We start from the raw sequence: 13,682 nt of genomic DNA, 5'->3' as shown, positions 1-13,682 counted from the left end.
GTGGAACGTCGCCTCCACCCGACAGCGCCGGAGGACCGTCCCGTCCGACGATGCCCTGGCTCGGCGACGCGACGAGGCTGGAACCACGCCGCACCACGGAGACGCCGTCGGGCGGCTGACAAGGAGTCCCCATGTTCGTCGCCTGGCGCGACATGCGCTTCGCCACCGGTCGCTTCGTGCTGATCGGGGCGGTCGTCGCCCTCATCACCCTGCTCGTCGGATTCCTCAGCGGCCTCACCGCGGGACTGGCGAACCAGAACATCTCGGCGATCACCGGGCTGGGTGCGTCGAGCATCGTCCTTACGGCCCCGTCCGACGGCGAGCAGGCGACGTTCGCGGACTCCGCGATCGACGCGGACGCGGCCATGACGTGGGCTGCGGTCCCCGGGGTGGACGGTGTCCAGGAGCTCGGCATCAGCCAGACGCGGATGACCACGGACGATGCGCGCACCTCCGTGGCGCTGTTCGGGATCAGTGGTGACGCCGTCGCGGGTCGCACCGTCGACGTGCCCGCCGACGGGACCGCCCGCCTGAGTCGGACCGCCGCGGAGGCCCTCCACGTCTCCCGAGGCGACACCGTCTCGATCGGTGGCAGCGAACTCGAGGTCGGTTCGGTCGTCGACGACCAGTGGTACAGCCACACGCCGGTCGTCTGGACGAGCCTGGCCGAGTGGCGGTCGCTGCAGGCTGCGCAAGGGTCCCCCGGCGACGGAGCGACCGCGCTCGCCATCACCGGGAACCCGAGCGCCGAAGCGGTGACGGGCGTGGAGCAGGCCACCGGCACGGTGTCGAAGGACGTCCTGTCGTCCTTGCTCGCGATCGGCTCGTTCCGCTCCGAGATCGGATCGCTCCTCCTCATGGTCGCCATGCTGTTCGGGATCTCCGCGCTCGTCATCGGAGCCTTCTTCACGGTGTGGACCATGCAGCGCGCGGGTGACGTGGCGATCCTCAAAGCGCTCGGCGCGACGACCCGTCGGCTGTCGCTCGATGCGCTCGGCCAGGCGCTCGTCCTCCTCGTCATCGGTGTCGGGCTCGGCATCGGCATCACCGCCGCACTCGGTTCCGCGGCGGGCACGGCACTGCCCTTCGTGCTCAGCCCATTGACGACGCTCGTGCCCGGGGTGATCATGATCGTCCTCGGTCTGATCGGAGCGGCGTTCGCCCTGCGGTCCATCCTCTCGGCCGACCCGCTGACCGCGCTCGGCGGCAACCGGTGAACGCGCCCGACCTCCCTGTCTCCTTCCTCGCACCCACCCTCGTCACCATCGGAGTCTCCGCATGATCTCGCTCACCGACGTCACCCTCACCTTCCCCGACGGCGACCACCGCGTCACCGCCGTCGACCACGCGACCCTCACCGTCCCGGCCGGGACCGTCACCGCGCTCACCGGGCCGTCGGGCTCCGGGAAGTCGAGTGTGCTCGCCGTCGCAGCCGGCCTCATCCGGCCCGACAGCGGCCTGGTGGAGGTGGCGGGGGTCGACGTCACCTCCCTCGACCGCCGTGCGGCCACCGACTTCCGCCGCACGAGGCTCGGCGTCGTGTTCCAGCAGGCCAACCTGCTGCCGTCGCTCACGTCCCTCGAGCAGTTGTGCGTCCTCGGGACGCTCGGCGGCCGCACGTCGCGGACCGACCGGACGCGCACCCGCGAGCGGGCCGCGATGCTGCTCGCCGCCGTCGGGCTCGGCGACCAGGCAGGCAAGCGGCCGCATCAGCTCTCGGGTGGTCAGCGGCAGCGGGTCAACATCGCGCGCGCCCTCATGAACGAGCCCGACGCCCTCGTCGTGGATGAGCCGACCAGTGCGCTCGACCACGAGCGGGGATCCGCGATCATCGAGCTCATCCTCGAACTCACCGCGACCTCGGGCGCCGCGACGCTGCTGGTCACCCACGATCGGAGTCACCTCGACCGCATGGACCAGGTGCTCGTCATGGAGGACGGTCGGCTCAGCGCCGCCGCCGACGCGCTGGCCCTGCGGTCCTGAGGTCCTCCGTCGCCCGGCGGTAGGGTGAGGTCACGTCGAGAGAGGACCGCCATGCGCCGTGCCACCCGTGGGCTGACCGTGATCGCGATCGTCGGAGCGGTGCTCGGCACGAGTGCCTGCACCGGTGGCGCGGACTCACCCTCCGGTCAGAGCTCCGCGAGCGAGGCCGGCGTGATCGCACCCGTCATCGTGCAGCTCGTCGATCAGGACGGCCGCACCGTCACCGTCGGCCTCGACAACGTGGTGGACCTCGTCGCCGTCGATCCGACCGTGTGGTCCGCGGAGATCGAGGATCCGTCGATCGCGGAGTACGTGCCGGGCGGCTCCCGCGGCGGCGCGTCCTTCAACCCCGGTCTGCAGCCGCTCGAGGTCGGGAGCACGACGGTGACACTGACGAACAGCTCGGACGATTCGACCGTCGTCCTCACGCTCGAGGTCGTCGACCGATCCTGAGCCGGGCACTCGGACGAACCGAACCGGCCCCTGAGCCGTTCGGAGGGCGCACCCCAACCGGTCCCTGAGCTGCGCCGCACTGAGCCTGTCGAAGTGTCGAAGGGCGTTCAGATGTTGAGGTAACGGCAGAGGTACGCCGTGGTGACCTCGACCTCGACCTGGAAGCTGCTGCTCCCCGGGACGCTGAACTGCGCGTCGGGCCCGAAGTCCTGCCACGCACTCGTGTTCGGCAGCAGCACGCGGAGCTTGCCGGAGATCACGGACATCTCCTCGGCCTTGCCCGTGGTGAAGGTGTACTCCCCCGGCTCCATCACTCCGACGCTGGCCGACTCCGCACCGGGCTCGTTCGTGGTGAAGCCGATCGACTTCACGTTGCCGTCGAAGTACTCGTTGCTCGTCAGCATCAGGGGCCTCTCGTCGTGGTCCGGGACCGCGGCGGCGGATCCGGCCTTCATCGTATCGGCTCGGCGAAGAAGGCCTCCTCGTGAGCGGCCGAGGCGAGGAACGCCCGTCGCATCGTGTCGCGGCCGGTCTCGTCCGCGCGAGCTGCCGCCCCGGCGACGATCTCGATCGCCCGGGTGTTCGCGGTCGCGAAGGCGGGGTCGGCGTAGGTGTCGAGCCACGCGGCGAACGGGTGCTCCGCGTGTGATGCGCCCACGAGCCGTTCACCGAGATCCTGGTAGATCCAGTAGCAGGGCAACACGGCGGCGACCACCCGCCCGTAGTCGCCGTCGGCCGTCGCCGCGTGCAGGTGGTCGAGGTACGCCGTGGTCGTCGCCGACGGTTCCACCTCCATACCGCTGACGGCATACGCGCTGAGCCAGGTGCGGTGCAGCTCCATCTCGGCCTCGATCGAGCCCGCCGCGCCGGTCGCCCAGAACACCTGCTCCTCGGCCGTCGGTGCCAAGGCACTCGCTCGTGCGAGGACCCGCGAGTAGGCCCGCAGGTAGATCGCGTCCTGCTGCAGGTACCAGGCGAACCGGGCTGGATCGAGGGTCCCGTCGGCGAGCGTCGTCACGAACGGCAGGTGGTCGATCCGGTCCCGCAGCTCGGCGATGTCCTCCCACCAGTCGGCGACGATGTCGGCACCGTCCTGCCGCCGTGAGGTCGTCCCACCCGCTGCCCACAGCTCGGCGAAGTGGCTGATCGGGCCGTTGCCCGAGCCGACCTCGAGCGCGTCCGCGTGCCGGAGGCTCGTCGTGAGCCACGCCTTCGCCTCGCCGAGCGCCTCGGTCCAGGACCCCGACCGGGCGACGAGGGTGGCCATCGCGCTCGACAGGGAGCACCCGGTCCCATGGGTGTTCCGTGTGTCGACTCGGAGACCGTCGAACTCGACGAGTGATCGGTCGTCGCCCAGACCACCGGTGGCGTCGACGAGCGCATCCGGGCACGCGGTCGTCCCCGTCAGGTGCCCGCCCTTCACGAGCACGATCACGCCCGCCTGCACCGAGACCCGCTCCGCCTGCGCGAGTGCGTCGGCCCAACTCGTCGCCACCGGTTCGTCCGCGAGGACGGCGAGCTCCGGCAGGTTCGGGGTCACGAGGTCGACGTGCGGCAGGAGCGCGCGCATGGCCGCTTCGGCGTCGCGGTGGAGGAGACGGTCGCCGCTCGTCGCCACCATCACCGGGTCGAGGACGACGGGTCCGGTCTCGGTCTCCTGCAGCCAGGTCGACACGGTGTCGATGATCGCGACATCGCCCAGCATCCCGATCTTGACCGCGTCGATCACCACGTCGTCCGCGACCGCGTCCAACTGCTCGCGGAGGAACCCGACGGGCGGAGTGTGCACGGACCGGACGCCCCGGGTGTTCTGCGCGACGAGCGCGGTGACGACCGCCATGCCGTATCCGCCGTTCGCGGCGATGCTCTTGAGGTCGGCCTGGATCCCGGCACCACCGGTCGGGTCGGTCCCGGCGATGCTCAGCACCCGGGGTGTCTCGCGGACCACGACAAGACGTCTGCCGTGCACCCGGTTCGAGGTCACGGACACCGCCGTCGTCGACGGTTCCACGGCGCTCATGCCGAGACCTCGGTCCACGCCGCGCGGAACGCCCGTGCGGCATCGGCCGGATCGTCGGCGGCGCAGATGGCGGAGACGACGGCGAGACCAGCGGCACCGGCGGCGTGGAGCTCGACCGTGTCGTCCAGTGACACCCCACCGATGGCGACGCACGGGAGCGGGGTCGCGGCGGCGATCGCGGCGAACCCCTCCACGCCCAGCGGCTGCGGGTGGTCCGGCTTCGTCGTCGTCGGGCGGATGACGCCGACGCCCAGGTAGTCGACGGTCCCCGGTGACAGCGCTGCGACCGCGTCGAGGTGCGCCGGGGTGTTCGCCGTCAGTCCCACGACGGCGGCCTGTCCCACGATGCGACGCACGGCGTCGACCGGGAGATCGCTCTGACCCACGTGGACGCCGTGGACGACGGCACCGGCGGAACGGGCTGCGAGGAAGACGTCCACCCGGTCGTCGACGAGGAGCAGCGCCCGCCCGGCGACGACCTCCGCCGCACGCACGGTCAGGTCGAACAGCGCTCGCGCCGACGCGGTCTTCTCCCGCAGCTGGACCGCGGTCACCCCGCCGTCGACGGCTCGGCGCACGACGTCGAGGACACCGCGATCCCCGCTGGCCGAGGCGTCCGTGACGAGGTAGGTGGCGATGCCGCGGCGCACGAGCTCGGCGTGCGAACGGGCCGCGAGGACCCGGTCCGCGGTGGTCGAGGCGCTCACGCGATCACCGCCAGGCTGCGGACGGTGTCGGCCTCGAGGAGGTGGAGGTGGTCGAGGAAGGCTGGAGCGAAGGAGCCGGGGCCGCGGCTCTCCGCAGCCGCAAGCTGCGCGGCGACCGTGTACGCGGTGGTCGCCGCGACCGTCGTCAGCAACCGGTCGTCGTCGAGTGAGGCGAAGGCGGCGAGTACGGCACCGAGGGCACAGCCACCGCCCGTCACGAGGGTGAGCCAGGCGTGCCCGTTCGAGCAGCGGACGATGCGCTCACCGTCGGTGATGACGTCCGTCGGGCCGGAGATCGCGACGACGGCGCCCGAGGTGCGGGCGATCGCGGTGGCCGCCTCGATCGCGCTGTCGACCGAGTCGGTGCTGTCGACCCCGCGACCGCCGGCGCCCAGTCCGGCGAGGGCGATGATCTCGCTGGCGTTGCCGCGGACGACCGTCGGCCGGAGCGCGAGGAGGTCGGCGGCGAGCGCCGTGCGCACCGGCAGGAAGCCGACGGCCACGGGGTCGAGCACCCACGGTGTGCCGGCGTCGTTCGCCGCGGAGGCGGCCTCGACCATCGCCTCGCGCTGCTCCGCCTGCGGCGTCCCGAGATTGAGGAGCACCCCGGAGGCGATGCGGGCGAACGGACCGGCCTCGGTGGGGATGTCGGTCATCGCCGGGGCGGCGCCGATGGCGAGCAGGACGTTCGCGGTGAAGTTCGTCACCACGGCGTTCGTGATCGATTGAACGAGCGGCGCGTGCTCGCGCAGGCGCTCGAGGAGGTCCCCGGACGCGCTCGCGAACTCGCCGACGGACGAGTCGTCGGTGGACGGGTGGGCGGACTGCTGCGGTGTGCGAACGCTCATTCGCGACATCCCTTCGCTCGGACTAACGAGATCAGGTTCGACGGGTGTGTTCTCAGCCGATCGTCGTGGGATCGGCACCCCGTGTCACTCGCGACCACCCTAGCGGGTCGGCCCGGCTTCCCGTCCAGCGGGCGGGCGAGGATGATGGAGGGATGGACTTCTTCGAGCTGGTCACCATCGTCTTCGAGGTCGCCGGTGTCGGGGCGATGGTCGTGGGCTTCGTGATCGCCGTCACCCTCTCGGCCCGCCTGTGGTGGAGCACGCGCGACGGCGCTCGGGCCTTCCGGATGCTGCGGGAGACGATCGGCTCGGTCATCCTGCTCGGGCTGGAGATCCTCGTGGCCGCAGACCTCGTGAAGACGGTCACGTCGACGCCGTCGCTGACCGACGCGCTCGTCCTCGCGATCATCGTCGTCATCCGCACCCTGCTGAGCTTCTCCCTGCAGATCGAGATCGAGGGCACCCTCCCCTGGAGGCGCCTGGCGACGACCGGCCCGCAGTTGTTCGACCGCGCGGTCAAGCGCGGCGGCGAACGCACCCGACGTCGCGCCGAGGAGCAGGACGCCTCGGCCCAGGATCTCGAACCGTCCGATGCGACGCCGGCACCGACGGTCGCGGCGCAGCCGATCCCCGACGACGAGGACGGCTTCCCGGAGCTCCGCAGTCGCAGCTAGCGCGGCACAGCTAGCGTGCCGCGGAGGCCGCCCAGGTGTCGCGGATGAGGTCGGGCAGCAGGCGCATGTCGTCGAAGACGTGGGTGCCGTCGCCGATGAGCCGCTCGGCGGGCGTCATGCCGCCGGCGTAGGCGTAGACCGTCATGCCGGCCGCACGGGCAGCCAGGACGCCGACGACGCTGTCCTCGACGACCGCGCACCGCTCGGGGGCCGTGTCGAAGTCGGCGGCGGCGTGCAGGAAGAGGTCGGGTGCGGGCTTGCCGACGGCGACGTCGGTCGCGCTGAAGATGCGCCCGTCGAAGCGGTCGTGGATGCCCACCTGCCCGAGGTTGCGGACGACGTCGTGCAGCATCCCGTTCGAGGCGACGCACAGCGGCACCCCGGTCGCAGCGATACCGTCGAGGGCGTCGACGACCCCGTCGACGGCCTCGAGCTCACGTTCGCAGATGCCGCGGAACATGTCGCTCCAGCGCTGGATCCAGTCGGCCTCGAGCGGCTTCCCGAGGCGCTGCTCGACCAGCGTCGCGTACGTCTCGAGTGAGGCGCCGACGAAGAGCTCCCGCACCTCCGCCTCGGTGTAGTCGCCGCCGACCTCGTTGAGGAGCTGCAGGTTCACCCGGACGGAGATGCGTTCCGTGTCGACGAGCGTGCCGTCGCAGTCGAAGATGACGAGGTCCGGATAGTCGACTGGCATGCTCCGAGCCTAAACGACGCCGCCTGCGCTGTGGCCGTGTGCCATCCGGTGGGGGCCTCCGACGATGGTCGGCGCGGCGCTCAGCGGGCCGCGCGGACGCCCTGTCGCTGCCAGGTGACGACCATGCGTCGCGCATACTGGGTCGCCGCGACGAAGTGGCCGAGGAGTCCGAGGAGGATCGCCACGAAGCCGACCCCGCCGAAGACCCGGTGGAGCGCCGACGCCGGATCCCCGCCGCCGAGCGCGAGGCCCGTGAGCAGCGCGAAGAAGCCGACGAAGAGGAACACCGTCCGGATCTTGCCGGCGATGCTCACCGGCACCTCCGGCGTCCCGCGGAACGCGACGACGGCGACGAACGCGAGCAGGAGGTCGGGGACGATCATGACCACGAACACCTGCCATGGGATGATCTGCGCGATGGCGAACGACGCGGCGACCACGACCACGGTCAGGCGGTCGGCGACCCCGTCGAGCCAGGTGCCGAGCGCGGAGACCGTGCCCATGCGGCGCGCGATCTGTCCGTCGGCGACGTCGCTCAGGAACACCACCGCACCGACGACGAGCGCGGCCCAGTAGGAGCCGGTGATCACGAGGGCGGCGAAGACCGGTAGGAGGACGATACGTCCCGCCGTGATCGCGTTCGGCAGGTTCTTCCAGTCGTCGTCGGAGAACAGCTGCGTCCGGAGGCGCGCGAGCGGCGTCTTCTCGTGCAGCGTCACCGGGATCATCGCCTCGTCGCCGGGGATCGCGGCACCGCGGCGGAATCGGGCGATCGCGACGATCGTCACCACGACGACGAGCGCGAACAGCAGCACCCATCCGGTGGCGCCGAGGTACTGGCGGACCGTGTCGAGCGTGGCACGGACGAGGGAGCCGACCCCGACGTAGACGGCGGACCAGAGGAGGGAGCCCAGCAGCGATGCCGCGAGGAACGACCGGTAGGGCACGCGGGCGACCCCCGCGGCGGTCGGTGTCAGGCATCGGAGCACGGGCACGAGCCGGGTGAGGAAGACGGCCTGGGCCCCGCGTCGCTCGAGCGCCTCGACCGCGCGGTCGAGGCCGTCGACACCGAGGCGCCGGATGACGGCCGAGTCGCGGAGGCGGCCACCGGAACGACGACCGACGAGGTAGCCGATCTGATCCCCGAGCGACCCGCCGAGGGCGACCACGAGGAACAGCACGAGGGCACCGGGGGCGGAGTCGAGCATGGCCGCGAGGAGGAGCACCACCGGTTCACCGGGGACGACGAGGCCGAGCCAGAGGCCGGACTCGGCGGTCGTGAACAGGAGCCCGAGGAGCCAGATCAGCGGATCGGGCAGCGCCGTCGCGGCGTCGTTCACCCACCCGATGATGTCCACGGATCCCCGTTCAGCAGTGCGACCCGCACTCCTGGGTGGGGCGCGGCTCGCCCAAGTCTACGGACGAGCCGAGCCTTCCCATCCCCGAGGGGTCGTTCAAACGGTCATTCGCCGGACAGCTCGTCCCGATTCGAGCGTCGACGACGCAGGACGGCCGCGGTGACGACACCGGCGGCGCCGAGGACGAAGAGCGCTCCGGCAGCGACGATCCACGGCATCGCGTCCGCACCGGTCGAGGGCAGGCGACCCGAGTTGCCCGGAACGGCGGGGTCGCTCGGATTCGCCGACGGCACGGGCACGACGGCGTCGGGAACGAGGACGAAGGCCGGCACCGAGACCACGGAACCGTCTGCGGCGACGACCGCGGTCGCCGTGGTGGCCCCCTCGGCGGTGTAGCCCGCCGGGACCGCCACGGACACCTCGTAGGAACCGGGCGCGAGTCCGTCGAGGCCGTAGGCGCCGTCGGCGTCAGTCGTGATGTCGACCGGGCCGGCCGAGGTCTCGACGGTCAGGGTCACGTCCGCGATCGGAGCACCGGCGTCCGTCTCGACCGTTCCAGCGAGGCCGCCGAGCACGGCGTCGGCGACGAGCACGAAGGTGGGCACCGTCTGGACAGCGCCGTCGGTGCCGACGACGACGGTGGCGGTCGTGGCGCCACCCGCGGGCACGGAGTACCCGACCGGGACGGTCAGCGTGACCTCGTAGCTGCCCGGCGCCAGGTCGGCGAGCCCGTAGGACCCCTCGGCCGTCGTCGTCAGGGCGACCGGGCCGCCCGGCGTCGTCACCGTGACCGTCGCGGCGGGCACCGGGGCGTCGGTGTCCGTCCGGACGTCGCCGATGACGGTGCCGAGCCGAGCGAGCTCGAAGTCGACCGCGTCCAGATCGGCGCCGGCGAGCTCCTCCGCCCGGCTTGCGGTTCCGGAGACGACGTACCCCTCGGGGGCGACGACCGAGACCTCGTAGGACCCCGCGGGCAGGAGCGGGAAGCGGTAGGAACCGTCGGCGGCCGTGACGGCGCGCTCGACACCGTTCGGACCGTCGACGCTCACGGTGACGCCGGCCACACCGACCCCGCCGGAGCTGACCACGCCGCCGAGGCTGGGGTTCGCGACGAGCACGAAGTCCTGCTCGGTGATGGGCGTCCCGCTGCCGACCGGCACGGTGAACGACGCCGGTGCGGTCTGGATCGCGTACCCGGACGGTGGCGTGATGACCACCGAGTGGTCGCCGACCGGCACGGTGTCGAAGAGGTAGTTCCCGTCGGTGAGGGTGGTGACGCTGCCGACACCGTCGATGGTGACGGTGGCACCGACGATCGGGACGCCGTCCGTGTCGAGTGCGGTCCCCGACACGGCGACGGGCACGATGTCGCGGACGGTGAAGTCCGCGACGGCGTCGGTGTCCGTGAGGTCAACTGCGGCACGTGCAGGACCGACGGCGATCTTGCCGGTCGGCGGGACGAGCTGCACCGTGTCGCCGTCGGTCGCGAAGTAGCCGGCGAAGGTGTACGTGCCGCCACCCGCGGTCGTGGTCGACGCCACCACCCGGCCGTCGCGGTCGATGAGCCGGACGCCGACGCCGTCCAGCGGGCCCGCGGTCTGGTCGGTCACGGTGCCGGTCACGTCACGCGCGATCGACGCGAACCACGCCTGGTAGACGGGCGCGCCCGACCGCTGCCGGAACGAGAAGGTGAGGCTGGAGATCGGGGCGGAGGGTTCGAACCACCCTGCCGCGCCGGCGGTGTCCGCAGCGGCGTCGTTGCCGTGGAGTACCTGCGTCGTCGGGTCCCAGGTGGGGACGTCCGTTGCGGATCCGGTGCAGGACGGCTTGCCGACCAGGCCGGGAGCGCAGTAGTTGAAGCCGCCGTTGAACCCGAGCTCGTCAGGGGTGAGCGCCGCGCCGTCGGGACCGATCGCCGTCACGGTGACCTGGTCGGCGTCGATGTCGCCGAGGACGAAGGTCCAGCCGGACGGCGGCGTCGGCGTCGCGAAGGAGTAGGTCGTGGTCGAGGGCGACGCCGCGTTGTTCGCCTTCGGGCGGAGGTTGAGGTAGGGCTGATCCCGGCTGCTGCCGTACTTGGCACCGACAGGGGTCGAGGCCGCCAGCCAGGTCGAGGCGCCGGAGATGACGCCGACGCCACCGCCACCGGCCGAGTCGCTCGTCAACGCCGCGGTGAGGGCGGGCTGACCGGCCAGGGTCATGGTGCCCTGGTACGACCCCGATGCACCGGAGAACGTGGGCCACGTCGCCCAGCTCGACGTGGTCGCGGCGGAGGCCGCCGGGACGGCTGCGGTGAGGGCGAGCGCGGAGGCTCCGAGCAAGGCGAGCACAGCGGCTCCGATGCGGCGGGTCATGGGCGCCAGGATAAACGGACACCCGTCGCCTGCGAAACCCCTCTGTCCCGTTTACGGGGGTCGGCTCGAGCCGTGGTAGTCGCCGTATGTGGCACCACCGGCCCACAGGCGGGCCGCGCAGGATACCTCCGCAGGAGGACGGGGGATCAGGCGCGCGGGCGATTCGGAACGGAGGCGGTCCGAGCAGGCTGGAACCATCAACCGATCAGCTCCGCACACCGCGGAGACAGCTCCGCACACCGCGGAGGAAGGAACCAGTTCATGTCCGCCTCAGCCACAACCGAGTCCACCACGATCTCGCCCGCCGAGGACGTGACCCTGGCAGACGCCCCGACCGAAGCGTTCGGCCCCGAGCCCCTCACCCAGGCCACGCCCGTGCAGGAGGTCGCGCCGACCCAGCCGACGACGCCCGTGCCCCTCGCACCCGTACCCGCCCCGACGGCCGTCGACCGCGAGAGCTCGACCCAGACACTGTCGATCATCGCGTTCGCCCTGTCGATCGCCGCGGTCGTCGCGCCGTCGTTCGTGCTCCTGCCGATCGCCTCGCTCGTGCTCGGCATCATCGCGCTCGCCCGCAAGCCGAAGTCGAAGGGCTTCGCCCTCACCGCCGTCATCATCTCCGGCACCATGCTGGCGCTCGCCCTGATCGTCGCCGCCGGCGCAGCCCTCCTGCTCGGGGTGTCGGTGATCAGCGGCGGTTACGCCGGCTGACCCGGTCTCCCTCCCGACGCCCGTCCGCTCCTCGAGCGGGTGGGCGTCGTGGCGTATGTACCGGACACCTCATGCAGCCGTTGATTGTTACACAATCTTGCGGCAAGCTGTCCTCATGACCCGTTCGCCGATGGCGACCCCGACGACCGGCGACAGCACCGCTGCGGGGCGCCTGCCCGTTGCCGCCGCGATCCTCGCCGCCGTGTGCTTCGGGACGACGGGGACGGCTCACGCGCTCCTGCCGATCGAGGTGGGCTCGGTCGCCTTCGGCGCCGCACGCATCGTCTTCGGCGGAGCGTTCCTCGTCCTCGTGTGGGCGACGTTCGCCCATCGCTCCGGGTCCACGAGACCACCTCGCCCCCGCGCCGTGGAACTCGGGAGGCCCGTCCTGATCATCGCCGTCATCGTCGGCACGGTCGGTGTCACCGCGTACCAGCCGTTCTTCTTCCTCGGAGTGGAACGCAACGGTGTCGCGATCGGGACCCTCACGGCGCTCGGCTCCGCACCCGCCATCACCGGCCTGCTCGAATGGGCGATCCATCGCCGGCGCCCGAGCAGTCGCTGGTTCCTGGCCACGATCGTCGCCGCGACCGGTGTCGCCGTCCTGTCCGGAGTGACGGGCGGCGGGATCGGGACCGTCTCGGTGGACGGGCTGCTCGCGTCCGTCGGCGCCGGAGCCTCCTACGCCCTGTACACGCTCTGCAGCAAGGCGCTCATCGAGCACGGGTGGACACCGCTCGGCACCATGGCGGCGCTCTTCGGCGGAGCGGCGCTCGTCTCGGTGCCGATCCTCCTCGCCACCGAGACCGCCTGGATCCTCACCGTGCCCGGCGCACTCGCGGTCGCATGGCTCGCGCTCGTGAACACGGTGGCGGGGTACCTGCTGTTCGGCTACGCGCTCGGCGGGTTGCCCGCGTCACGGGTCGCGACGCTCACGCTCTTCGAACCGTTGACGGCGACGCTCCTCGGCCTCCTGCTCCTCGGAGAGTCCTTCGGGCCGTCGACCGTCTTCGGCGGCGCGCTGCTCGTGATCGGACTCGCGATCCTCGTCGTGCCCACGCGCACCGATCGTCGCGAGGTCGCCCGATGACCGCGGTCGACGCCGTCGCAGATGCACTGCGGGAGGACATCCTCGACGGACGACTCGGCGCGGACGAGCCGTTACGGGAGACCGCCCTCACCGCCCGGTTCGGCGTCAACCGGCACACCGTCCGGGCGGCGCTGCGGGCGCTCGCGGCGGAGCGCCTCGTCACGTTCGAGGCCTACCGCGGCGCACGGGTGCGGTCGTTCAGCGACGCCGATGTGCTCGCCCTCATGGAGTACCGGATGGCGATCGAGGCCGAGGCGGTCCGGCTGCTGCGAACACGCGCGGAGCCGTCGTCGCGCCCACCGGCCTCGATCATCGCGGCGAACGACAACCTCCGACGCATCTGCATCGACCGGTCCGGTGATCACCGCGCCATCGAGGTCGCGCACGCCGAACTGCACCACGCGATCGTCGCCGCGGCCCGCAGCCCTCGACTGAGCGAGGCCCACGCTGGCCTGCTCGCCGAGCTCGGCCTGTTCATGGTGCAGCTCCGGAGCGTCCTCCCGCCGGGGGAACTCATCGACCAGCACGTCCGACTCGTCGACGCCCTCAGCGGCGACCACGGCGAGGAGGAGCTCCGCGCGCACCTCGCGCACTCGGCGGAACAGCTCATCGCGCTCCGCCGATCGGCCCCCGAGAGCATCCGGTCCGGCCCCTGAGCCACCCCGTCCGCTCCGGCTCCTGCTCCACCCCTCCCGGTCCGGTCCCTGAGCCACCCCTCCCGGTCCGGTCCCTGAGCCACCCCTTCCGGTCCCTGAGCCTGTCGAAGGGCGCCTCGACAAGCTCCGTGACC

Annotated in this window: 14 protein-coding genes and 1 riboswitch; of the genes, 7 read left to right on the top strand and 7 right to left on the bottom strand. The window is 71.7% G+C overall.

Annotated features, from left to right (window positions below; genetic code table 11):
* Positions 1 to 131: 131 nt before the first annotated feature.
* The 3 genes from BIU99_RS00705 (at position 132) to BIU99_RS00695 (ending at position 2,436) form a co-directional block, all read left to right on the top strand.
* Positions 132 to 1,217: an ABC transporter permease gene (locus tag BIU99_RS00705; RefSeq protein WP_071258633.1), complete on the top strand. Its 1,086-nt coding sequence runs from the start codon at positions 132 to 134 to the stop codon at positions 1,215 to 1,217.
* 61 nt (positions 1,218 to 1,278) lie between these two features.
* Complete coding sequence (locus BIU99_RS00700) at positions 1,279 to 1,983, top strand: ABC transporter ATP-binding protein (protein WP_071258630.1); 705 nt, start codon at positions 1,279 to 1,281, stop codon at positions 1,981 to 1,983.
* A gap of 51 nt (positions 1,984 to 2,034) precedes the next feature.
* On the top strand, positions 2,035 to 2,436 hold the full coding sequence (locus BIU99_RS00695; RefSeq protein ID WP_064296142.1) for a hypothetical protein: 402 nt from the start codon (positions 2,035 to 2,037) through the stop codon (positions 2,434 to 2,436).
* 107 nt (positions 2,437 to 2,543) lie between these two features.
* Here the strand turns inward: BIU99_RS00695 and BIU99_RS00690 are convergent, their stop codons facing one another.
* From BIU99_RS00690 to thiM, 4 genes are all read right to left on the bottom strand, one after another.
* On the bottom strand, positions 2,544 to 2,840 hold the full coding sequence (locus BIU99_RS00690) for a pyrimidine/purine nucleoside phosphorylase (RefSeq protein ID WP_064296149.1): 297 nt from the start codon (positions 2,838 to 2,840) through the stop codon (positions 2,544 to 2,546).
* A 47-nt stretch (positions 2,841 to 2,887) separates the two neighbouring features.
* Positions 2,888 to 4,456, bottom strand: coding sequence for a bifunctional hydroxymethylpyrimidine kinase/phosphomethylpyrimidine kinase (locus tag BIU99_RS00685; protein WP_083397159.1), 1,569 nt, complete (start codon positions 4,454 to 4,456; stop codon positions 2,888 to 2,890).
* On the bottom strand, positions 4,453 to 5,163 hold the full coding sequence (thiE, locus tag BIU99_RS00680; protein WP_254773540.1) for a thiamine phosphate synthase: 711 nt from the start codon (positions 5,161 to 5,163) through the stop codon (positions 4,453 to 4,455). The genes BIU99_RS00685 and thiE overlap by 4 nt, the downstream gene beginning before the upstream one ends.
* On the bottom strand, positions 5,160 to 6,011 hold the full coding sequence (gene thiM, locus BIU99_RS00675; protein ID WP_083397102.1) for a hydroxyethylthiazole kinase: 852 nt from the start codon (positions 6,009 to 6,011) through the stop codon (positions 5,160 to 5,162). Before thiM ends, thiE begins: the two co-directional genes overlap by 4 nt.
* Positions 6,003 to 6,103: riboswitch (TPP riboswitch) on the bottom strand. (Overlaps the previous gene by 9 nt.)
* Positions 6,104 to 6,163: 60 nt before the next feature.
* Here thiM and BIU99_RS00670 point away from each other — a divergent pair.
* Positions 6,164 to 6,685: a DUF1622 domain-containing protein gene (locus tag BIU99_RS00670; protein ID WP_071258628.1), complete on the top strand. Its 522-nt coding sequence runs from the start codon at positions 6,164 to 6,166 to the stop codon at positions 6,683 to 6,685.
* A gap of 10 nt (positions 6,686 to 6,695) precedes the next feature.
* Here the strand turns inward: BIU99_RS00670 and BIU99_RS00665 are convergent, their stop codons facing one another.
* The 3 genes from BIU99_RS00665 to BIU99_RS00655 all read right to left on the bottom strand — a co-directional run bounded on the left by BIU99_RS00665 (position 6,696) and on the right by BIU99_RS00655 (position 11,091).
* A complete protein-coding gene (locus tag BIU99_RS00665) occupies positions 6,696 to 7,379 on the bottom strand; it encodes an HAD family phosphatase (RefSeq protein ID WP_071258626.1) in 684 nt (227 codons plus the stop codon).
* A gap of 80 nt (positions 7,380 to 7,459) precedes the next feature.
* Positions 7,460 to 8,737, bottom strand: a complete 1,278-nt coding sequence (locus BIU99_RS00660; protein WP_071258624.1) for a CDP-alcohol phosphatidyltransferase family protein — start codon at positions 8,735 to 8,737, stop codon at positions 7,460 to 7,462.
* A 104-nt stretch (positions 8,738 to 8,841) separates the two neighbouring features.
* The gene (locus tag BIU99_RS00655) at positions 8,842 to 11,091 is read right to left on the bottom strand and encodes an LPXTG cell wall anchor domain-containing protein (protein ID WP_083397101.1); all 2,250 of its coding nucleotides are present in this window, start codon (positions 11,089 to 11,091) and stop codon (positions 8,842 to 8,844) included.
* 261 nt (positions 11,092 to 11,352) lie between these two features.
* Here BIU99_RS00655 and BIU99_RS00650 point away from each other — a divergent pair, with 261 nt between their 5' ends.
* From BIU99_RS00650 to BIU99_RS00640, 3 genes are all read left to right on the top strand, one after another.
* Positions 11,353 to 11,802: a hypothetical protein gene (locus BIU99_RS00650; protein ID WP_071258622.1), complete on the top strand. Its 450-nt coding sequence runs from the start codon at positions 11,353 to 11,355 to the stop codon at positions 11,800 to 11,802.
* Positions 11,803 to 11,917: 115 nt separating this feature from the next.
* A complete protein-coding gene (locus BIU99_RS00645; RefSeq protein WP_254773539.1) occupies positions 11,918 to 12,892 on the top strand; it encodes a DMT family transporter in 975 nt (324 codons plus the stop codon).
* Entirely contained in the window at positions 12,889 to 13,548 is a 660-nt protein-coding gene (locus tag BIU99_RS00640) for a GntR family transcriptional regulator (RefSeq protein ID WP_071258620.1), read from the top strand. Before BIU99_RS00645 ends, BIU99_RS00640 begins: the two co-directional genes overlap by 4 nt.
* Positions 13,549 to 13,682: the final 134 nt, after the last annotated feature.

The organism is Plantibacter sp. MMLR14_011 (assembly GCF_001865025.1).
Lineage (GTDB): Bacteria > Actinomycetota > Actinomycetes > Actinomycetales > Microbacteriaceae > Plantibacter > Plantibacter flavus_A.
Note: the sequence above shows the minus strand (reverse complement) of the source record. Positions and strands in the feature narration are given on the sequence as shown.

What these genes read in the sequence shown, in the direction of transcription:
- BIU99_RS00645 (WP_254773539.1), top strand. Translation starts at nt 11,918, where the DNA reads ATGACCCGTTCGCCGATGGCGACCCCGACGACCGGCGACAGCACCGCT.
- BIU99_RS00640 (WP_071258620.1), top strand. Translation starts at nt 12,889, where the DNA reads ATGACCGCGGTCGACGCCGTCGCAGATGCACTGCGGGAGGACATCCTC.
- BIU99_RS00655 (WP_083397101.1), bottom strand. Translation starts at nt 11,091, where the DNA reads ATGACCCGCCGCATCGGAGCCGCTGTGCTCGCCTTGCTCGGAGCCTCC.
- BIU99_RS00705 (WP_071258633.1), top strand. Translation starts at nt 132, where the DNA reads ATGTTCGTCGCCTGGCGCGACATGCGCTTCGCCACCGGTCGCTTCGTG.
- BIU99_RS00690 (WP_064296149.1), bottom strand. Translation starts at nt 2,840, where the DNA reads ATGCTGACGAGCAACGAGTACTTCGACGGCAACGTGAAGTCGATCGGC.
- BIU99_RS00670 (WP_071258628.1), top strand. Translation starts at nt 6,164, where the DNA reads ATGGACTTCTTCGAGCTGGTCACCATCGTCTTCGAGGTCGCCGGTGTC.
- BIU99_RS00695 (WP_064296142.1), top strand. Translation starts at nt 2,035, where the DNA reads ATGCGCCGTGCCACCCGTGGGCTGACCGTGATCGCGATCGTCGGAGCG.
- BIU99_RS00685 (WP_083397159.1), bottom strand. Translation starts at nt 4,456, where the DNA reads ATGAGCGCCGTGGAACCGTCGACGACGGCGGTGTCCGTGACCTCGAAC.
- BIU99_RS00665 (WP_071258626.1), bottom strand. Translation starts at nt 7,379, where the DNA reads ATGCCAGTCGACTATCCGGACCTCGTCATCTTCGACTGCGACGGCACG.
- BIU99_RS00650 (WP_071258622.1), top strand. Translation starts at nt 11,353, where the DNA reads ATGTCCGCCTCAGCCACAACCGAGTCCACCACGATCTCGCCCGCCGAG.
- BIU99_RS00700 (WP_071258630.1), top strand. Translation starts at nt 1,279, where the DNA reads ATGATCTCGCTCACCGACGTCACCCTCACCTTCCCCGACGGCGACCAC.
- thiM (WP_083397102.1), bottom strand. Translation starts at nt 6,011, where the DNA reads ATGAGCGTTCGCACACCGCAGCAGTCCGCCCACCCGTCCACCGACGAC.